25 protein-coding genes are annotated in these 19,992 nt (G+C 43.2%); 10 read left to right on the top strand and 15 right to left on the bottom strand.

The features are described 5' to 3' along the window. The first annotated feature begins 253 nt into the window (after window positions 1–253). The 3 genes from DMO16_RS25270 to DMO16_RS21350 all read left to right on the top strand — a co-directional run bounded on the left by DMO16_RS25270 (window position 254) and on the right by DMO16_RS21350 (window position 2,165). Window positions 254–385, top strand: a complete 132-nt coding sequence (locus DMO16_RS25270) for a hypothetical protein (RefSeq protein WP_276203856.1) — start codon at window positions 254–256, stop codon at window positions 383–385. Window positions 386–542: 157 nt separating this feature from the next. Beyond that, window positions 543–953: a MarR family winged helix-turn-helix transcriptional regulator gene (locus DMO16_RS21355; RefSeq protein ID WP_241840623.1), complete on the top strand. Its 411-nt coding sequence runs from the start codon at window positions 543–545 to the stop codon at window positions 951–953. A gap of 6 nt (window positions 954–959) precedes the next feature. Further along, the gene (locus tag DMO16_RS21350; protein ID WP_129479962.1) at window positions 960–2,165 is read left to right on the top strand and encodes an MFS transporter; all 1,206 of its coding nucleotides are present in this window, start codon (window positions 960–962) and stop codon (window positions 2,163–2,165) included. 63 nt (window positions 2,166–2,228) lie between these two features. Here the strand turns inward: DMO16_RS21350 and DMO16_RS21345 are convergent, their stop codons facing one another. Beyond that, entirely contained in the window at window positions 2,229–3,308 is a 1,080-nt protein-coding gene (locus DMO16_RS21345; protein WP_129479961.1) for an AbrB family transcriptional regulator, read from the bottom strand. 262 nt (window positions 3,309–3,570) lie between these two features. Here DMO16_RS21345 and DMO16_RS21340 point away from each other — a divergent pair, with 262 nt between their 5' ends. After that, on the top strand, window positions 3,571–5,007 hold the full coding sequence (locus tag DMO16_RS21340; protein ID WP_129479960.1) for a hypothetical protein: 1,437 nt from the start codon (window positions 3,571–3,573) through the stop codon (window positions 5,005–5,007). 150 nt (window positions 5,008–5,157) lie between these two features. Next, a complete protein-coding gene (locus DMO16_RS21335) occupies window positions 5,158–5,523 on the top strand; it encodes a hypothetical protein (RefSeq protein ID WP_129479959.1) in 366 nt (121 codons plus the stop codon). A gap of 49 nt (window positions 5,524–5,572) precedes the next feature. Here DMO16_RS21335 and DMO16_RS21330 read toward each other — a convergent pair whose 3' ends face one another. From DMO16_RS21330 to DMO16_RS21320, 3 genes are read right to left on the bottom strand one after another with little or no spacing between them, the layout of a single operon-like run. Next, window positions 5,573–6,715 (bottom strand): Ger(x)C family spore germination protein, encoded by a 1,143-nt coding sequence (locus DMO16_RS21330; RefSeq protein ID WP_129479958.1) that lies wholly within the window; start codon window positions 6,713–6,715, stop codon window positions 5,573–5,575. After that, entirely contained in the window at window positions 6,712–7,812 is a 1,101-nt protein-coding gene (locus tag DMO16_RS21325; protein ID WP_164988983.1) for a GerAB/ArcD/ProY family transporter, read from the bottom strand. The genes DMO16_RS21330 and DMO16_RS21325 overlap by 4 nt, the downstream gene beginning before the upstream one ends. Continuing rightward, on the bottom strand, window positions 7,809–9,290 hold the full coding sequence (locus DMO16_RS21320; RefSeq protein WP_241840622.1) for a spore germination protein: 1,482 nt from the start codon (window positions 9,288–9,290) through the stop codon (window positions 7,809–7,811). Before DMO16_RS21320 ends, DMO16_RS21325 begins: the two co-directional genes overlap by 4 nt. 202 nt (window positions 9,291–9,492) lie before the next feature. Here DMO16_RS21320 and DMO16_RS25050 point away from each other — a divergent pair, with 202 nt between their 5' ends. From DMO16_RS25050 to DMO16_RS21305, 4 genes are read left to right on the top strand one after another with little or no spacing between them, the layout of a single operon-like run. After that, window positions 9,493–10,098, top strand: a complete 606-nt coding sequence (locus tag DMO16_RS25050; protein WP_241840621.1) for an MFS transporter — start codon at window positions 9,493–9,495, stop codon at window positions 10,096–10,098. Window positions 10,099–10,122: 24 nt separating this feature from the next. Then, complete coding sequence (locus DMO16_RS25045) at window positions 10,123–10,665, top strand: MFS transporter (RefSeq protein WP_277873782.1); 543 nt, start codon at window positions 10,123–10,125, stop codon at window positions 10,663–10,665. A 21-nt stretch (window positions 10,666–10,686) separates the two neighbouring features. Further along, entirely contained in the window at window positions 10,687–11,448 is a 762-nt protein-coding gene (locus tag DMO16_RS21310) for a threonine/serine exporter family protein (protein WP_241840620.1), read from the top strand. Between the two features lie 11 nt (window positions 11,449–11,459). After that, complete coding sequence (locus tag DMO16_RS21305; protein WP_061972068.1) at window positions 11,460–11,903, top strand: threonine/serine exporter family protein; 444 nt, start codon at window positions 11,460–11,462, stop codon at window positions 11,901–11,903. Between the two features lie 50 nt (window positions 11,904–11,953). Here the strand turns inward: DMO16_RS21305 and DMO16_RS21300 are convergent, their stop codons facing one another. From DMO16_RS21300 to DMO16_RS21280, 5 genes are all read right to left on the bottom strand, one after another. Next, window positions 11,954–12,484, bottom strand: coding sequence for a chromate transporter (locus DMO16_RS21300; protein ID WP_061972067.1), 531 nt, complete (start codon window positions 12,482–12,484; stop codon window positions 11,954–11,956). After that, window positions 12,481–13,065, bottom strand: a complete 585-nt coding sequence (locus DMO16_RS21295; protein ID WP_129479956.1) for a chromate transporter — start codon at window positions 13,063–13,065, stop codon at window positions 12,481–12,483. Before DMO16_RS21295 ends, DMO16_RS21300 begins: the two co-directional genes overlap by 4 nt. A gap of 24 nt (window positions 13,066–13,089) precedes the next feature. Next, window positions 13,090–14,736, bottom strand: coding sequence for a gamma-glutamyltransferase family protein (locus DMO16_RS21290; protein ID WP_129479955.1), 1,647 nt, complete (start codon window positions 14,734–14,736; stop codon window positions 13,090–13,092). Window positions 14,737–14,919: 183 nt separating this feature from the next. Continuing rightward, window positions 14,920–15,105, bottom strand: coding sequence for a hypothetical protein (locus DMO16_RS21285; protein WP_129479954.1), 186 nt, complete (start codon window positions 15,103–15,105; stop codon window positions 14,920–14,922). Between the two features lie 238 nt (window positions 15,106–15,343). After that, the gene (locus tag DMO16_RS21280; RefSeq protein WP_129479953.1) at window positions 15,344–16,327 is read right to left on the bottom strand and encodes an aldo/keto reductase; all 984 of its coding nucleotides are present in this window, start codon (window positions 16,325–16,327) and stop codon (window positions 15,344–15,346) included. A gap of 29 nt (window positions 16,328–16,356) precedes the next feature. On the opposite strand from DMO16_RS21280, the gene DMO16_RS24680 reads away from it, so the two are divergent. After that, window positions 16,357–16,695: a hypothetical protein gene (locus DMO16_RS24680; protein ID WP_206738148.1), complete on the top strand. Its 339-nt coding sequence runs from the start codon at window positions 16,357–16,359 to the stop codon at window positions 16,693–16,695. Between the two features lie 70 nt (window positions 16,696–16,765). Here DMO16_RS24680 and DMO16_RS21270 read toward each other — a convergent pair whose 3' ends face one another. From DMO16_RS21270 to DMO16_RS21250, 6 genes are all read right to left on the bottom strand, one after another. Continuing rightward, window positions 16,766–16,999 (bottom strand): hypothetical protein, encoded by a 234-nt coding sequence (locus DMO16_RS21270; protein WP_206738147.1) that lies wholly within the window; start codon window positions 16,997–16,999, stop codon window positions 16,766–16,768. A 224-nt stretch (window positions 17,000–17,223) separates the two neighbouring features. Beyond that, window positions 17,224–17,619: a hypothetical protein gene (locus DMO16_RS21265; RefSeq protein ID WP_129479950.1), complete on the bottom strand. Its 396-nt coding sequence runs from the start codon at window positions 17,617–17,619 to the stop codon at window positions 17,224–17,226. Between the two features lie 355 nt (window positions 17,620–17,974). Further along, window positions 17,975–18,376 (bottom strand): hypothetical protein, encoded by a 402-nt coding sequence (locus DMO16_RS21260; protein ID WP_082635837.1) that lies wholly within the window; start codon window positions 18,374–18,376, stop codon window positions 17,975–17,977. 392 nt (window positions 18,377–18,768) lie between these two features. Next, window positions 18,769–18,936, bottom strand: a complete 168-nt coding sequence (locus DMO16_RS24420; RefSeq protein ID WP_206738190.1) for an HD-GYP domain-containing protein — start codon at window positions 18,934–18,936, stop codon at window positions 18,769–18,771. Between the two features lie 71 nt (window positions 18,937–19,007). Continuing rightward, window positions 19,008–19,457, bottom strand: a complete 450-nt coding sequence (locus tag DMO16_RS21255) for an Lrp/AsnC family transcriptional regulator (protein WP_061972059.1) — start codon at window positions 19,455–19,457, stop codon at window positions 19,008–19,010. Between the two features lie 106 nt (window positions 19,458–19,563). Continuing rightward, window positions 19,564–19,920 carry a winged helix-turn-helix transcriptional regulator gene (locus DMO16_RS21250; RefSeq protein WP_129479949.1) on the bottom strand — a complete coding sequence of 119 codons (357 nt, stop codon included), beginning with the start codon at window positions 19,918–19,920 and terminating at the stop codon, window positions 19,564–19,566. Between the last annotated feature and the right edge of the window lie 72 nt (window positions 19,921–19,992).

Here is a 19,992-nt window from a genome sequence, read left to right as displayed (position 1 = left end):
GATTTTTTTCAAAAGTCAACTAAAACGACTTGCCCCCGTTATACTAAGAGTATGATAAGCAATGACCGGCAGCATGATAAGACCAGATGAAATAAGTAACCGTTGACCATAATTCTAATAAAAAGGAATGAGATGGAATGACAAAAAAATTAAAGGAGCTTATTGAAAAACTTCAAAAGCAAGGAGTAAATATTGACTTCTGTTCTCGAACGTCGCTGCTTGCTGTTCAAAACGATTTTGGAAGTGCAAAAAAATGAAGGTATGGATTGGGGAATCATTCGAAAAAAACATTGACGGTGAAAAAATGATGATTATCGATATTTACCCTGATACCGAAAAACCAGCAGATAAAATTTATCAAAAACTCATATATAAATGGGTATAGCCCTTTCGCCTTCGCAGGTTTGCCTGCGGAGGTTTTTTACTGTCTTGCATTTTTTGATTTACATGTTAAACTTATAGTTGTTATGACAATTATTTTGTTAAGAAAGGAAAATTCAAAGATGGATTCTCCAAATCAGCATGTTTCAATTGGCTTTTTAATGAACCAAACAAGCCGAAAAATCATTCACCTGCTTATGCACCGATTTCGGGAATATGACGTAACGCCGGAGCAATGGTCTGTCCTTTATCAGCTGCATAAAGGACGGGGCATCAACCAAAAAGAGCTCGCGCGCCGGACGGCCAAGGATCAGCCGACCACAGCCCGTATTCTGGATTTGCTTATAAAAAAAGACTTGATTCAAAAGCAAATGAGCGAGAATGACCGCCGTGCCTTTATTGTTTCCCTGTCCGACAAAGGAAGAGAGATCACGGAACACATCGCCCCTATTGAAGAAAGCACCATGAATGAAGTGGTCGCCGGATTGGAGCCAAAGCAGATTGAACAAATAAAACAATGGCTGCACCAAATGAATGAAAATATTGATGCAGCAATGAATAGTAAGGAGTAATGTTTATTGAATACCCATCAAGAAAAACTGTGGAGCAAGGAATTTATTCTGATCACCCTGTGTAACCTGCTTTTATTTCTTAACCTGCAAATGCTTCTTCCCTCGTTCCCTGTTTATACGAAAGATGCGTTTAATGCCAGTGATTTTACCGTTAGTCTGGTAACAAGTCTTTTTGCTTTATCGGCCATCGCTACACGTTTTTTTGCTGCAGGTATCCTGCGAAAAGGAAAAGTATCCATCATTCTGTACACAGGTGCCGCGATTGCTGTATTGGCAACAGCCGGTTACTACTGGTGCGGTTCGATTGCCCTTCTCCTCGTCATGCGGGTACTATTTGGTATTGGTTTCGGATTGGCAAGTACAACACTGCCAACCATGGCCGCACATGTCATCCCGCCGCACCGGATGGGTGAAGGTATCGGATATTTCGGTCTCTCCACCAGCCTGGCCATGTCCATCGGGCCAATCATTGGCCTTTCGTTACTTGGAAGCTTCGGTTTCGGAACATTGACTACTGCAGGTACCCTCGTACTTATTCTTATTTTTCCCCTTGCATTTGCCAATCGGTCAGTGGACTTGTCCCAAGCCGGATCCGCAGCCTCTACTTCCTCATCAAAAAAGAATACCGGTGCTGCATTAAAAAAGATTGCTTTACCGGGATTGTTGAATTTGCTGCTTTCCGTTACCTATGGGGGATTATTGAGCTTTCTTGCCCTCTATGGAAAAGAAGCTCACCTCTCCCATATCGGCAGCTTCTTTTTATTTAATGCGTTGGCAATTTTTCTTGTCCGGCCTTTTTCCGGTAGGATTTTTGACAGCAAAGGCCACTTTGGCATCATGATTGCAGGAGCTGTTTTTACAATGGGCGGTCTGGTTACCCTTTCCCTGGCGACGTCCACTTTATATATAATTTTGGCTGCCCTTCTTTATGGACTGGGCTACGGAATGATTCAGCCGTCCATTCAGGCATGGATGATCAAGGAAGTTCCTGTCGAGCAGCGTGGTCTTGCAAACAGCATGTTCTTTAATTCACTGGATTTTGGTGTTGCCGCCGGCTCCATGCTGCTTGGTGTAATTGCCATGCATGCCGATTATTCAGGAATGTACCGCATTTCTGCTCTATTTATGGGATTGTTCCTTGTTCTTTATCTTGTTGTTTCCATTTGGCAGAGAAAGAAACGCTCCTCCCAATCAGAACAAAGAACGGCGTAATCTGAATTGACCGAAATCAAAAAAGCTTGAAGAATCATCGATTGATGGCTCTTCAAGCTTTTTTCAGGCTGTTCCCTCCAGTTTTTTCCACTTTTTCACACCCCATTGTGCGAATGGCAAAACAGCGAACATGATAAAAAAGATACGAAACAGCTGATAACTGGTCACCATGGAAAGATCCGCATGGACGGTTGATGCCGTTACACCCATTTCAGCAATTCCACCCGGCGCTGCGCTTAAAAATGCAGTCGTAAAATTCATCGGTGTCCATTTTGTAAGAAGAAATGCAATCAGCAGTGAAAATAAAACAAGAAGCAGGCTGTTGCCAATCGTGTAAAACCCAAGTTTTCTTATCTTGCCCTCCATTTGAGGATTAAACTGACGTCCAATATGTATCCCTAAAAAAACCTGGGCAATAATTAAAAGATAAGACGGAATATGCGGTGCATCAAGACCGGTTAACATTGTGAGCGCGACTGCAATCAACGGGCCGGTTAAAAAACCGGCAGGAAGTTTAACTTTTCTTCCCGCCCATGCACCTATAAGCGCTATCGCTACGAATAAGGCATAGAGGGTCCAGCTTCCTGTATCAGCACTATTGACATGTGGAGACACAGAAGGACGGGCGTCACCTCCTATGCCATGAATCGTTAAAAAGGGTACAAAAAATATGACAGAAACCGATCGGATCGTCTGCATGAGCACAACGGTGGTCGTATCAACCTCCTTTGTTTCCTCACTCATCACAACGACTTGAGACATTCCACCAGGTACACTTCCAAATATGCTGCTGGCCAGATCAATTTTGATATGTTTCACAGTGAAATAAGCCAGTACCAGGCAAAACAGCACCGTGATGACTGTGGATGCCGCCATAAATGGAAATTGCAAACCCATCTCTTTGATGGTGCCTGACGTAAATGATGTACCAAGCATCGCTCCCAAAAATATGATGGCGGTATGCCTGAAGCCAACCGGCCACTTCAATCGAAGTTTCAGGAATTTTCTCACCAGCACAACGGCGGTGAGTGACCCCAACAGCCAGGGAAGCGGGCTATGTATCAACAAAAACAAAAGAGCACCGGCACTCCCAATCATAGCAGTACGGAAAATATCAACTATATCATTGCCGTGTTGTTTCATCGGTATAACATCCTTCTTTCATTAACCGTGATATTAGTTTGTATTGTTTATATTTTACCAGATTATTCTTTACTTCGTCCTGCAAATCCAGCGCTAAAATAGCGCTTCCACTCCTATCATAGCAGGAGTTTTTAGTATAAAAAGATTTTATGCATATTGATTGTTATGTTCATAACGTTCACAAGTGCAGACCATAAATGAAAAAATGGAGGTTACTTCATTTTACGTTAAGGGAAGGATGTAGAAGAGGTGAAAAATTCGAATGACAACGGTACTGAATAAAGAAGATCCCCCTTTGGAATCCTCCTATTTTCATTTTATTTTTCCTTTTTCAATGAAAGAGGATTGTGCCGGGGAAGCGATCAATTACTTAAAACATAAAGGGTATGAATTCTTTTCCTTAACAAGCAAGACACAGGAAAAGGCTTACTACGGTGGAAACAATAAAATTTCTCATAAAGAATTGGAGCATTACTTCCTTCCTTTTACTTCAGACGTGCTTTTTCCCAAAAAAGAACACCGGTTAACCTTTCGAAGGTATTCAAAAGCAACTGGGATCACCGCTGAACTCCAATCCAATCTCATCAAAGTGCCTTTTACGATTAATTCCATAGATGTGTTTCTCCTGCCGTATGAGCTGGGGTTCATTACCTTGCGGATCAGCATAAAGGATGTCTCGTATTCCGAAGCGATTGAATTTGCCGCACGGTTCAGAGTCCTTGAGAATCGTACAAGGGATGACCGTAAGGCTGTGGTTTTGTTTGAAAACGAAATGTACCAGCAAGTAGAGACTTTTCTTTTTAACGTCCTTCTTCCCGACTTTACCCGTTATCTGGATGTCGGTCAGGTAAATGGATCTCATTACGAATCATTGCCCTTTTTTATTGATGAAAGAATGTATGTACAAGTCCTATTTCAATTTGAAAAAGGCGCCAAATTGTATGAGAGCGACCTGTTTAGAGGATCGCAGCTTGATGGTTTAAATGATGAGGGGCAGCCTGAGATCAGTTCCTGCAATAAAGACTATATCCACGATTATTGCATAGAAAATGGTTATCACCGGTGGGCCCCAAACACCTATTATCTGATCGATGAACATGTCTTTAGTTGCATGACCAACGCCACAGGGGTTGAAAGAGATAACCAACTGGATCAGATGTACGGAGAGTTTTATTATGGCTTATTGCTGAATCTGTTTCATAAAATTGTGCTTCTTCGTTTATCCAACCGCTATTCCCAGGTGCACCTTGAAAAAGATAATGAAGAAACGGAAAAACTAATTGGAGAAATAACTCTCTTTTCAGCACGGTTCTTCTTTTTGGAGCTTGCTGCGCAAAGCCAGGGAAGAAATATTTTTATTAAACTGAAAGAGGTCCTGCAAAACCAAGAGCTTTATGATGATGTAAAACAAACCTTGTCCACTCTCTATCAATATCAGGACCAAAAATCAGCTAAAAGAAATAACTATCTTATTTCCATCCTAACGATTTATACAGTGATTACAGGGATCTATGGTATGAATATGGTGATTGAGGAATTAAAGAGCCCCATCAAATTGAGCAAGATATCTTCTTTTGGTTTTTTTGAGTATCTCGCTTTGTTTGTCACGGTTACAGGCATTGCCGCAAGTCTATTGCTTGGTATTTCCTTTTTGAAAAAATGGATTCGGGAATTGCGCAACCGTAACGGAATGGAATAGAAGCCTCTAAAGATCGCCGAATCAAAGATTTTTGAAGCAAAAAAATATTTCAAAAAAATAGAGCAGGGGTCTAGTCCACCTTTTGCAGCCCTTCATATGATATCTTAACCGGAATGCAATTCTGGAAATTAATTCAAGGGGGATGCTCTGATGGGCTACGAACCAAAACACGGAAAGCACATAAAGCATGAAAGCAGCTCTAGCAGCTCTAGCAGCTCTAGCAAGTTCTATCGTGTGGAAAAGGCGCACATTCCGCCAACCTACTCCAAAAACGTTAACTACTCTGTTAACTACCACAAACAATCTGCTGACTACAGCCAATTGTTAGACGGTGGAAAAGGTGGCGGCAAGCAATCATATGATGGAGGCCACCAAGGGTACGGCAAAAAGAAAAAGCATAAAAAATGTGAATCTTCCTCTTCCTCTTCTTCTTGCTGCTTCAAAAAGAAGAAAAAGAAGAGATGCTGCAGACGCAGAAGACACTGCTGCTGTAATAACTGGGGATGGATTTTCTAATCCTTGGGCAGTAAAAAGAAGGACTCTTTAGGTCCTTCTTTTTTTGTGTTCAGTTAATAATCCCATGCTGTACAATGGTTACTTTAATTTCGGGTTCAATGGAAATGTTTCGATAATCTTTGTCCCAATTCATTTTTTTCCAATCTCCGTAATGAAACGAACGGATTCGTTTGCCGACTCCCAGCTCATCACAATTAGCCTTTTGTGTTTTTGCCAGAGTTTTTTTAGCGAGTGCGGTCATCTCCCGTGTCAGTGTCTTGTTAAGCTCGTTTGCTTTCCCGGCACTATCGAGATGATCCACGGGCAGCTCGTTCACGTTAACATCCATCTTCAATGCGAGTTTTACCCTTACTTTCTGGTCCGGGGTGATGTGTATTTTCATTTTCCGTTCGATATCATTGACAAGGACCGTAATATAATTTCGTTCCTTCATTTCCTTTTGGTCATTAATCTTAAAGGTGAACCTGGGATAATCCTGTTTCACTCCATTTATGAGAAGCAGCAACGTCGATTCTTTTCCGGTTAAGGTTCCGGTCATCTTTCTTTTATGAAACATGGCTGTGCCGATTACTTCCGCACGCTGCTGCTGTTCATTAATCCTCAAGTACGGAAGCAGATAATCGTTTCCTTCATCAAACATCAGAGTACAAATGGACTGTACCGTTTCAATTTCAAATAAACCGATCGCACTGGTGCTCTGCAGAAGCTCAGGATAATAGATGTTCATAAGCGTAGAATCCTGAGGCTGAATTTCAAGACTTTTTTTCGCCTTGCCTTTCACAACTGCCACCATTGCGTTTACCGACCCTCTGGGATCCCTGTAGATGACATCGAGACTTGAATAGATTTCTTTTCGAGCCAGTTTTTCACCGATCAAAAAAACCCTGTTTTTGGACGCATCAAACATCTGGGAAACCTTCTTATCCAGATTAATTCGGGCATCCCTTGTTGTTACCCCAGTGGATGAAACGACTACACTTTTCACCAATGACATCGCGTTGGAGCCTTTGTTTACGACCGGATAAACCACCGTATCAATGATTTTCCCATTTGGCTCCAGATCCAGTCCCACTGCCAGAATTAGCCTTGATTCTTTGATCAGGCGCTGATCCCAGCATCCGGTAAGCAACACGATGACCACTAACAGCGGACCCAGGAGAAACCATTTCTTTTTTGTCAACAATGTATTCATGATTGCTGTTTCTCCTTTCGATGAGTAAGTAATGAAAGCAATAAAAGCAAAACAGGCAGCCCAAGGACAAAGATATAGCTCAAATAGGTGACAAACGTCGAAAACTGCCCCACTTTGTAAACGCCCTCCGGCATTAGTGAAATAAGGACAGATAGAATGGCTGCATAGAAAACATAAGGGGAATGTTCTTTATTTTTTTTGGAAAACGACATCAGCCCCCTTGAAGCAGCGAACAAATAAGCCATGTAAGAGGTGGCGACAGACACGATCCACACGGATAAAAACAACAAATCAATACGCTCCAATATTTTGAATGAAAACGATTTGATCATGTATAACAGCGGCTCCGGCACGAGGATGAATTCCTTGATGCCAAAAAACAAAATACAAATCAACGTTAAAAAGGAATAAAAGATTGTCACAACCACATTGGAAATACTGGCTGCTTTCAGTTTTTTAATGGGACTGGAATTAACATATGGAGCAACAATTAAATACATCTCAAAACCAATCATTGAAAAAAGTGCTTTTTCGGTTCCTTTTAAAATAGGCATGATCCCTTTTTCTCCAATGGGAAAAATATTTAAGTAATCGACTTCCCAAAATGAATAAATGACAAGCAGCACAAAAACGATAAGCAAAAGGGAGACAAAAACATAAAATCTCGCTAAAAACTTTACCGGCCCTCTTACGGCATAAATCCCTATCCCTGCCATAAGTACGATCAACAGCCAGCGTGGAGTTAACGGAAGGATCCATATATTGATTATTTCGGAAAACAAAGAAAGGATGTTCGATCCCACGAGAATAAAATAAATAATATATAAGCCTTTGATGACCCCGCCGATGAAGATCCCGGTGGTGCTATCCAAAACTTCATACAGCGTCATGGACGGAAACCGTTTCATCAGAATCCAAAACAAAATAAGCAGAACTTGTACGACGCACCCGCCTATGAGAACGGAAATCCAGCTATCATGCCCCGCTGCCGTGTAAATGTTAAACGGCATGGACAATATCCCGACCCCAACTTGAGCCTGAATAATAAGAAAAATGAATTGAAAAGAAGTAATGGTGTCTTCTCTTTTCAGCTTCATTTGTTCTTCCATCCTTTTGTATTACGCTGACTTCTTTTTTGCGGCAGCGCGTCCATGGCCCGATTATTCATTTTCCAAAGCGGAAAACGGATGACAGCATCTTTTAATCCACTTAAATTCAATGGCGCAAAAGGGGCAAAATACGGCGTGCCAATAGACTCCAATTTGCATAAATGAAGCAGGATCACCATCAATCCCATCACAATTCCAAGAAAACCAAGAAGTGACGCGGCAATCATTAAGGGGAAGGTCAAAATCCGTATCGAGGCCCCCATCTCATAGGTGGGCACCGTAAATGAAGCGACCGCTGTCAAAGCAATGACAATGACCATAACATTGGAAATGAAACCCGCGCTTACAACCGCATCCCCGATCACCAAACCGCCCACAATACCGATGGTCTGGCCGATGGGAGTAGGAAGCCTGACCCCCGCTTCCCGGATCAATTCGATCGTAAACACCATAACAAATGCCTCAATGATTGGAGGAAAAGGGATTCCTTCCAATGAGGCTTTCACTGGAAGAATCAATTCGTTCGGAAGGATCTCAAAATGAAATCCGATGATTGCGATATAAACGGCTGGCAGTGTCATGGCGACTAGAAAACTTACCATTCTAAGCAACCGGAAAAACGACCCTGACAGTACCCTGCTGTTAAAATCGTCCGGGGACTGAAAAAAGGATAGAAATGTTACCGGCAGAATTAATGCGGTTGCAGTGCCTTCCGATAAAACCGCCACCCTTCCGTCGAGTAAATGGGCCATGGTACGGTCCGGCCGCTCCGTGGGAAGCATTTGGGGAAATGGAGAAAATGTTTTGTCCTCCATAAACTCTTCCAAATAACCTGGACTAAACCCCATGTCGGCCGATATCGATTCGATTCTCCTGAAGATCTCTGACAGCACTTCTTTATTCACGAGATCATCCATATAAACTAACGCCACTTTTGTATTGGTGGATTGCCCGATGACATACTGTTTGACTACCAAATTTTTATTTTCAAGACGCTTTCGGATCAACCCAAGATTTTGAGTCAGACTGTCCACAAATCCTTCATGAGATCCGCGGACCACTTTTTCGTTGGTTGGTTCCTCCGGAGTCCTTGTCAATTGGTTGGTAACATTGACCGCATACATGCCGCACATGCCATCAAATGATAAAAGACAGGAACCGGTCAGAAGCTTTCCAACTCCCTCATGCAGCTCTTCGATGAACGAAAGCTCCGTATTGGTGATGACCGTCTCAACGGTCCCCTTATCATCGATGGCTCTGTTTAAGGGTTCAATCACGCTTTGCTGTATTTTCTCTGTATCCGCAATAGATTCTAGATAGATAATAACTCCTGAAGATTTCTGATAGGTTATGGTTCTGGTTTTTAAATCACTTGTTCCATGAAGGATAGATTGAATAACATGCAGGTTTTCAACTGCATTCATGGTTACCGGCTTTGAGTTTTTATTGCTTCGATGGTTCTTCATTTGTTCACCTGCCCTCTAAAGCCTAGTATTTCTATGTTTTAGATTGAACGAAAGAGAGGTTATTTATTCTTTGCCAGGGGTACGTAAAGGTGTAAAATGAGAAAAAGAAAAGTACATATAATGAATAGTTAAAGGCTGTTTCTATGTAATGATTGAGGCAGATTGCGTAGAACGTTTTTTTCTTGAAAGGCGGATTTGTTCATTGAATAAGAAGGTCATTCTTTATTGTGTGGGGTTTGCTGCGTTTTTCGGACCGTTTACCCAAACGATTTACACTCCTATTTTGCCTGAAATCCAGCATGATTTTCAGACGTCAGGATTTATTGTGAACCTGACGATTTCTATTTTTACGTTCGTACTGGCAATGATGCAGATGGTATACGGACCGCTGACAGATAAGCTTGGACGGCGCAAAATTTTGCTGCCGGCCATCTTACTCTATATTGTTGCTTCTGCAGGCGCTGCCCTATCAACTTCCATCTGGGCTCTGTTGTTTTTCCGTGCCTTTCAGGCAGCGGGTATTGCAGCTGGATCGGTAGTGGCCACCACGGTTATTGGGGACTTGTTTGAAGGTAAATCACTTGGGCGATCCATGGGAACCTTTCAGACTCTCGTTACACTTGGACCCGTAATAGGCCCCGTTGTAGGCGGCTTTGTTGGAGGGTATACTGGATATCAAGGAGTTTTTTGGGTGCTGACTGGCACAGGACTCATCATGTTTCTTGCCAATGTGAAGCTGCTTCCGGAAACCAAGCCGGAGGGTCCGGAACGAAAAGGATTCAGCTTTTCTGATTTTACAATCGTTTGAAAGGATAGGACGGGGCTTGCGGTCATCCTTCTTGGATTTATTCAATATTATTCGTTTTATAATTTCCTTGTTTTTCTTCCCAATCTTTTAGCCTCCTTTTATGGGCTGTCAGCTGCACAAAAAGGACTTGTTTTTCTTCCCATGTCACTTTTTCTTGTGCTTGGCAGCTTTACCGGCGGACGGCTTCAGGAGAAGAGCAACCCAAGGACATTTTTGTTAATCACTTCGTCGTTGAATGTCCTGGCAACCATATTATTCGTCATTCTCTCACCAGTATCTTTGCCTGTATTGATTGTAAGCATCTCCCTGTTCGGGCTATGCCTCGGCCTTTCGCTTCCTGTCCAGACGACGCTCTTGGCCAGAGCCTTTACCCAAAATCGGGCGACAGCGATTGGTGTGTATAACTTTTTCAGGTACCTGGGGATGGCTGCGGGTCCAATTTTTGGTTCTGTTTTCTATCAGCTTGGAAACCGGGTGGAATTTTTGTTTGCGGCCTTTTTGTTCGCTCTTACTGTTCTCTTTGCCCGGCGCCAGTTTACAAAGACCGATCGCTATCAATTAAATTAATTTGCTGAAAGGGGACTTACATTGACCCAAAATAAAATTGAAGATGTAATGGAAGTCTGCCTTTTGGCGGGCAGGCTTATGCTTCAAAACGGTGCAGAAACCTACCGTGTAGAGGATACCATTACCCGCCTTGCGCAAAATTACGGCATGAAAGCCTCTCAAGTTTTTGTTACACCGACAGCGATCATTCTTTCTCTCTTTGAAAAAGGACGCACCATGGATTATACAAAGATTGTCAGGATTGTTGACCGCTCCACCGATTTGCATGTGGTCGTCCTCGTCAATGATCTTTCAAGAAAAGTGGCGAGCGAGTCTCTTTCCTTGGATACAGCGAGAAAAGAGCTTAAAAAAATAGAAAAAACACCCGAGGCTTATCCAGCATGGGTGCAAACGTTGGCCGCTATTCTTGTCAGTGGCTGCTTCGCCCTCATGTTTCAGGGAAACTGGCGTGATTTTATGCCGGCCATGATTGCCGGTGGCGCAGGATATGTTGTTTTTCTCGTGATCAAACGCTATATTTCGGTCCGTTTTTTCTCTGAACTGCTTGCTGCCTTTGTTATCGGATTAGTCGCAAAACTGGCGATAACATCCGGGATGGGAAGCCAACTAGATAAAATCATTATTGGCGCTGTCATGCCGCTTGTGCCTGGTGTTTTAATCACCAATGCCGTACGGGACCTGATGGCCGGCCATCTGGTTTCCGGAATCTCTCTGGGTGCAGAGGCCATGCTCACTGCCTTCGCCATCGGCACAGGAATTGCCTTTGTCATTGTAACGCTGTAAGGAGGAACCCTATGCACATCTTTGAAGCCATTTGGACGAGTTTCATTGCTTCAGCAGGCTTCGGTATTCTTTTTAATGTACCGAGAAAAGCGGTAATTCCAGGAGGTATCTGCGGCATGATCGGCTGGCTGATTTTTGAAGGGATGTCAGGCAACAATCAATTCGACCTGGTTCTCGCCACCGCGCTGGCCTCTTTTGTCGTTGCAGCCATCAGTCATCTTTACGCAAGGATTTACCGAATGCCGGTCATTATTTTCAGTGTCGCAGGCATCATTCCGCTCGTTCCCGGTGGCGGGGCGTATGATACGATGAGGCAGCTCGTTGAAAATGATTATAATGAAGCGATTCAGCTTGCATCCCAAACCTTTTTAATTTCGGGGGCAATCGCTTTTGGGCTGGTACTTGCCGGGACGATCTTACCCATTATTCTGAGAAGCACAAGAACCGTTAAATAATAAGAAAAAGAGGATATTCTGCGTGCGCGCAGGATGTCCTCTTTTTTGATTTACACCATAAAAAGGGCTCCGTACCCAATGGCGGCGACAATGACGATCACAGGTGAAACCTTCAGCCTTTCCATTAACAGAAAACTTAGCAGGGCAATGGCCGCTGTTTGTATCCATCCGGACGTATCCACCGATTCCATAAAAAAGTTATACGTCATAATGCCAAGAAGGACGGCGATGGTGGGTTTCACATACAAGGTCATTTTTTTCACCCGGGGTGAATCCTTGTATTTGTAGATCACACCGAGAAACACAATCATCAAAAATAATGACGGGCCTACCGTAGCAACTGTAGCAACGATTGAACCGAGAATACCTCCCTGCATGTAGCCGATATAGCCTGACATCTTGGTGGCAATCGGTCCGGGAAGCGCATTTCCCAGCGCAAGAACTTCAGTAAACTGATTCACCGTCATCCAGTGATAACGTCCGACCACTTCATTTTCGATCAGTGGAATGGAGGAAGGTCCTCCTCCATATCCCAGTATGCCCGGGATAAAGAATGCGAGAAAGATATGCCATAGAATCATCCCATACCTTCTCCCCTCTTTGCTTCCTCAACAGGTTCCTCTTGTTTCTTATTTTCCGGCTTCAACAGCGCATATGCCAGCAGGGCACCAATGAGAAAAGCGGGATGAACCCCGAGCACCTGAAGTAAAATCACTCCAACTACAATATGGATCAGGCTGAGTTTAATGCCCAGACCCTTTTTAGAGCTGGAAAAGAATTTCCAGGTCAATACTCCCATCATCACAGCAACAACAGGAAGCACACCCTTGGTCATGCCCTGTACCCATGGCTGGTCCTTGTATTGTGCCAATGAAGTCAGAAGCACGATCATAAGAATGATGGTGGGCAGAATCGATGACAGGATGGCAACCAGCATCCCCAATATACCGGCAACACGGTAGCCGATATAGCCGGCCATTTTCGTATTGATCGGCCCGGGAAGCGCATTTCCAAGTGCCAGCACATCACCAAATTCTTCATCATTCATCCATTTAAAGTTTCCTACCACTTCTTTATGAACAAGCGGTATGGAGGAAGGTCCTCCTCCATATCCCAAAATGCCCGAACGAAAGAAGGCAATAAATAAATTAAGATATGTCATTTCATCAAATCCTTACACATATTCCTACCAGGCAGCTACAGCTCCATCTGTTCGTCCTTCGGTTCCTCCTGTGAGGACCCCAGTTTCTGAATTTCTCCAAATAATCTGTCCCCGCCCGAAGGCTCCGCCATCCATCGCAACTTTTACATCATGGCCTTTTCGAACCAGTTCCTCTGCAATGTGCTGCGGCACCGAGCGTTCCACAAGAACTTCTTTTCCTTCTATCCATTGCCATCTCGGTGCATCAAGTGCAGATTGCGGGTTGAGGCCGAAATCAATCGTGTTCATGATCACCTGGACATGACCCTGCGGTTGCATGTAGCCCCCCATCACACCAAACGGGCCGACCGGTTTTCCATCCTTGGTCAGAAAGCCGGGAATAATTGTATGATAGGTTCTTTTTCCCGGGCAAAGGCAGTTGTGGTGATCTTCGTCCAGGGAAAAATCATGTCCTCTGTTTTGAAGACTGATTCCTGTGTCCGGAACCACAATCCCTGAGCCAAAGCCCATGTAATTACTTTGTATAAAAGAAACCATATTTCCTTCTTCATCTGCTGCTGCCAGGTAAACGGTTCCCCCTTTAGGCGGAGTACCCGGTTCAGGAAGAAGGGCTTCCTCCCCGATCAATTGTCGTCTTTCTTCCGCATATTCCTCGGACAAAAGAGCATCAGCTGTCACCTTCATATGGGTAGTATCTGTTACATATTTTTTGGCATCCATAAAGCTAAGTTTAATGGCTTCAATCTGTTTGTGATAACGTTCTGCAGATTCTATCTCAGGGAAATCATACTCTTTTAAGAGATTTAATGCCATTAAAGCGACAATGCCCTGCCCGTTTGGCGGGATTTCCCAAACTTCATATCCTTTGTAGTCCGCTTTGATTGGCTCCACCCATTCCGGATAAAAAGCGGCCAGATCTTCTTTTCTCAAAAAACCGCCTTCCGCCTCGGAAACCGCACTAATCTGATTAGCAAGCGCGCCACGGTAAAACGATTCAGCCTCTGTTTCCGCAATTTCCCTTAATGTAGCGGCATGATCCGGTGAGCGCCATACTTCCCCGATTTCGGGAGCTCTTCCATTTGGCGCAAAGGTATCAAACCAGCTTTGAAATTCATTATGTTTTTGCGCCTTCTTATATTCATGATAAGCCTTATTCCAATAATTCCCTAAAACAGGTGAAACCGGATAGCCTTCTTCTGCATAGGCAATGGCCGGCTTCAGGGCCTCTGTGAGAGGCAGCTTGCCAAAACGCCGGGATAATTCTGCCCAGGCTGCCGGGGCACCGGGCACAGTGACAGGCTCCCAGCCAAACTTTGGTATCTTTTCATAGCCCCTTTCTCTCAAGGCATCCGCAGAAATACCTTGCGGAGCAGGTCCACTGGAATTCAATCCATGGAGTTTCCCTTTTGTCCACACCAATGCGAAGGCATCGCCGCCGATTCCATTGGATGTGGGCTCAACTACCGTCAGACAGGCAGCTGTTGCAATCGCAGCATCAATCGCATTGCCGCCTTTTTTCAGCATATCAAGTCCCGCCTGTGCTGCAAGAGGCTGGGACGTCGCTACCATTCCTCTTTTACTGTACATGGCTGAACGCTGTGAAGCATATGGGTACCGCTGATGATTAAATAGCAATTGTTCTTCTGTTTTTTCAATCGTATGCTGATCCATTGTGATCCCCTCTCTTGCCATGAGGATATAAATCATCCTCATTATTCTAACATTCGGTCAAAAAACTTACAATTAAATTCCGTTTGTTAATAAAAATGAAATGATTAATTTACATATGTACATCATATGTTTTTGATTATCGAATTCATTCGGAATTTTTCATATCATTTTCTGCTTAACGTACTATCTTTCGTGGCATGCGATATAATGGCCTTCTTCAATTTCCCGCCGTTCCGGACGTTCAACCGCACAATGGTCTTCAAGTGCCTCTCCCACCGTCTGTTTTGAATTAAGCGAGGCATAAGGATCATGAAAGAATGCAATGAAATTCCGATCAACAGCACTATCAACTGTATAACCGTTGAACAATTAACCAGCCAACTTCAAGCCCCCTTTTAACATTCGTTTATAAAAATTAAAACGAAATTACGTTTGTTAGCTAAAAATAGATATTAAATTTACAAACGTCATTGTTTTGTTTTAGATTATAAAATAAATTCTGAATATTTTCTACATAATTTTGCGAATTTCTTGAATATTTTTTCAACGGGCTAAAATAAAAAAACACCACCTGAAAGGAAGTGTTTTAGCCATCTCGTTTTCGCCCTTAATAAGCTCCTCTGATAAATTGCTTCACGTCAGAGTCATAAAAGCTCCTGATGCGCCCTAGTTCTTCTTGAGAAAACGGGCGTGTATCAAGCGCCTGTAGATTTTGTTCGATCTGCCTCTCGTTTCTAAACCCTGGGATCACACAGGTGACCTCTGACTGGTCCATAATCCAACGAAGGGCGGCACTTGCCATGGAAGGTCTGCCATCCGCGATCCACTTCAGCTGATCAGACAGTTCCACACCTTTATTAAAACCGAGTCCTGCAAAGGTTTCACCCACATTAAATGCTTCGCCGTTTTCATTAAAATTCCGGTGATCGTCCTCCTCAAATACATGGCCTTTTTGATATTTGCCCGTAAGCAGTCCGCTGGCAAGCGGAAGCCTTACCAAAATACCGACTAGTTTGCTTGCCGCCTGGGGAAACAATGCTTCGAGCGGCTTTTGACGGAACATATTGAAGATCACCTGAAGACTGGATACATTCGGATGCTCCAGACAGATTAACCCTTCTTCCACGGTCTCCACACTGACTCCGTAATTCCGGACTTTTCCTTCCTTCTTTAATGTGTCAAGCACATCAAAAACTTGCCCGTCCCTTAAAATCTCTGTTGCCGGGCAATGAATTTGGTAAAGATCGATTGCTTCACGGCCAAGCCTTCTCAGGCTGTCCTCACAATACTTCTTAACCGTTTCATAGGAATAGTTTTCCGGGGACTGGATGTCCCCCTGCCTGCAAAACTTCGTCGCGATATAAATTTGGTCCTTTTTTCCCTTTGTTGCCTTTGCCAGCAGTTCTTCACTGTGACCGTCTCCATATACATCGGCCGTATCAAAAAAATTCACACCTTCTGAAATCGCATAATCCATTGCTTTTAACGAATCCTCGTCATTTGTATGTCCCCAGGATCCGCCAATCGCCCATGTGCCAAAGCTTACTTCACTTACCTTCATTCCGGTGTTTCCCAATTCACGGTAATTCATAAGACACGCTCCTTTTCAATTCATCATCTGTGTCCTGGTGCTGTTCTGCTCAACTGCAGCCTTTTCATACGATTGAATCCATAGCAGCCTCCTGCCATGATCAGTATGGCTGGAGAAACGGCTCCAAAAAAAGGGAGAAATCCGGGATAACTGATTTGAAGATAAACCAGAGCCCCCAGCCCCACAGCCATGAAAAATACAGTGTGGAGGTTCATCATCCCAATCAAAAACGCCGTTTTTATGTATCCGAACAAATCCAGCTCGTAATGAACGAAAACAGGAAAAAAGAACAGTACAGTCTGGCTATAACAAAACAGGAAGAGCAGCAGGAGTGCTGCCGTAATCCGAAAGGCACCGCTCGCTGTTAACAGAAAGTGATAATCTGCATACAGAAGAATTCCACAATCCCCCAAATTAAGCCTGCCAGGTTGGAAGTTTTTAAATTCTTTTTTGAAGTAGTGAAGAAAAGTGCGAAACACTGTTTCCGCTCCTCTCAATAAGATTCTGCGTATTCCCGGGGTAGTTGGAAGTAATCGGCGTGGAATCAAGGTAAAACAGCAGCATATATTCTTTTTGATCACCATCACTGTCCTTGATTTGAAAATAGGGATTGGTAATCCGGACGAGCAGATATCCTGCCGGTTTGGACCAATGCTCCATTAAATTCACCATGTGAATAGCGTACGAGTAGTCTGCCTCCTTCGTAACCGACCTTGGCTTCTCTGACTGGGAGAACCTTCGCGACTACGTAGCAAAAATCAAAACCGTCGACCCTGAAGTCGAAGGTCTTAGCGTAGACGCGGCAAAGAGATAACTAAAAAACAGGTGCCAGGCACCCCCTTTACACACTTGTGTAATGAGTGGTGCCTGGCACCTTTAATAGCACCATTTCATATCTAGCAATTAGTGTTTCGAGCATCAATTACGGTACATTGCATGGCGCCTTGGCGTATTAAACGCTTAGCCTCAGAGAGTGAGATCTTAACGAATACAGCTTCGTCAAAATCATTTTCCACATCAAACAAAGCAAAAGCATTGTTGCCTTGAATAAACACACATTGAAACTCTACCGTAATTCCGTTTCTCTCGTGTGGAACTTTTCGTGTTACTTCACAAAATTCAAGACCAGCATTATGAAGTCTCCGTGCAGTGGCTTCATCAATTCGAATGATTACATACACACTGAGCTCCACATCCATAACAGCAGATTCAATTTCAACGACAGCAAAAAACTTATTGTCCAGTACCAACAAGCAGTTGGCCCCAATCTCAAAAATCTCTTCTGGCGCCATGTTGCTCAAATTTCCAAAAAGACTATTATTCGTGTTCCTCATTTTCCCCATTTTACCAACCCTTTACCGTATAAGTTAAGTGAATAAATGCAATGCTTGTCCAATAATGGCAGCACTCTTGCATCATTCAATAACTAGCATATTCCGTAAAGGTTTTTTTGCTACTAAAATAGTAAGTTAACCAATTAAGCAGAGCAAAAATAGTAAGACTGCCAAAGATTCACAATCATAGTGGCGGCTGTGCGGCTATTAAAAAGATATGGTGTTTACCAAAACAACAATAAGGTGCCAGGCACCCCCATTACACACTTGTGTAATGAGTGATGCCTGGCACCTTTAATACACCTTTTTATATCTAGCAATTAGAATTATTGTTTCGAGCATCAATTACGGTACATTGCATGGCGCCTCTGCGGATTAAACGCTTAGCCTCATCCAAAGAAATTCTCACAAATACTGCCTCGTCAAAATCATCTTCTACATCAAACAATGCAAACGCTTGGTTTTTATTGATAAAAATACATTTGAACTCTACATTTACACCCTCTGTTGCTTCCGGTATTCTATTCACGATTTCACAAAATTCCAATCCTGCATCGTGGAGTTTCTTAGCGGTTTGTTCATCTATACGGATGATCACAAACACTTCTAGATCAACCCCTGGAACCTCCGACTCTATTTCTACGACTGCAAAAAAGCGGTTTTTTAATACTAACAGGCAATTAGCGCCAATTTCAAATACCTCGTCTGATGACAAGTTGTTAAAATTGTTAAATAGGCTTAAATTCCTTGTGTTCCTCATGTTCCCCATATTACCAACCCTTTTCCGTAAAAGTTAATCAGTGAATAAATGCTATGCTTGTCCAACATTCGCATCATTCAATAACTAACATATTCAGTAAAGGTTTTTTTGCTACTAAAATAGTAAGATAATCTACTGTTTTTTTGAATCTCTACTCATTCGCCGAATATCTTTCTAACCCAATCGATAGCCTCATCAATCGTATGAATGCCCAGCTTCTTTTTAGACATCCACTTACCGTTAGAATATAAAATAAAACTGAAACCATTAGGATAGATATCCCCAATTAGATTCTTTCTTCTGCTCTTAGCGCTGCTCGTAATGGCACTCTCCATTGTGTCGTCTTTTCAATAAAGTACCGCATACTGCGGATGACTTTTCATAATCTCAAATTCTTCGTCCGTCAAGCGCCCTGGTTTGTTCAGGATGCCCGGATCGATCTTGAATTTGCCCACATCCTGAAAGATGCCCATCTGTGCCAGCATGTTTTGTTCATTCTTGCTTAAATACAGCATCTGGCCTATTCGTTAAATGACAAAAAGCCACCGGGTCCTGGTGACCCGAGCGGCTCTTGTATGTAAGATGCCTACAGTTTTAATCCCGACCGGCTTTTAAATCGCCGCAGCAGAATGTGGGATTCAACTCTTGTAATTCCTTCTATCCCGTAAAGTTCATTATTGATGAAGCTTTCCAATGACGGAAAGTCTTCTACCAGCACGTGCATATGCAAGGTACTTGGACCTGTCATCTGATAGCAGCTTGCCACACTTGGATTGTTTACCAGTTTCTCTGCGACTGTCACGAGATAAGCGGGTTCACAGTCCACTTCAAAAAAGGCAGATACCGTTTTTCCGACCAATTCCGAATTGATGACAACACTGAACTTTTCAATGATGCCAGCTTCCATCATCTGATGCACACGATCCCGGATGGATACTCGGGAAATGTTCAATTCCTTGCCGATTTCCGCATAGGACATTCGTCCATTTTGCGAAAGAAGCTCTAAAATTTTCCGGTCTGTTTCACTTAGTTTCAATTTTGATCACCACACGGCATTCGATTAATACTCATTGTAACCCTTTGCATTCATGAAACACAAATAGTTTTTTGAAAGAAAAAATCCCGTCCATGGTAAGACGGGATTATTTTGCGTCATCCAGCGGTTTCATATCCATGGTGACCATGTAATCTTTTCCCCACTGGTACATGGCATCCAATATCGGCATCAGGCTTTCGCCTTGGTTTGTTAATGAGTACTCCACTTTAGGTGGAACAACGGGATAGACTTCTCGATGAATAATCTTGTCTTCTTCCAACTCTCGCAGCTGGTTGACGAGCATGCGCTGTGTTATGCCGGGAATCAAAGCTTTCAGTTCACCAAAACGTTTGGTCCCTTCTTTCCCCAAATGCCATAAAATGATCATCTTCCATTTGCCTCCGATGACGGACAGTGTTAATTCTTTTTCGCAGTTAAACATCTTTCCATCCATTCTAGACATCTTTTATCACCTCCACCCCTAGTATAACTCATAGTATACTTTTTGACACTATGTAATATTAAAGTCAGTACT

The sequence above is a fragment of the Fictibacillus sp. S7 genome (assembly GCF_004127935.1).
Lineage (GTDB): Bacteria > Bacillota > Bacilli > Bacillales > Fictibacillaceae > Fictibacillus_C > Fictibacillus_C enclensis.
The sequence above is the reverse complement of the archived record's forward strand: the minus strand, read 5'-3'. Positions and strand labels throughout refer to the sequence as shown.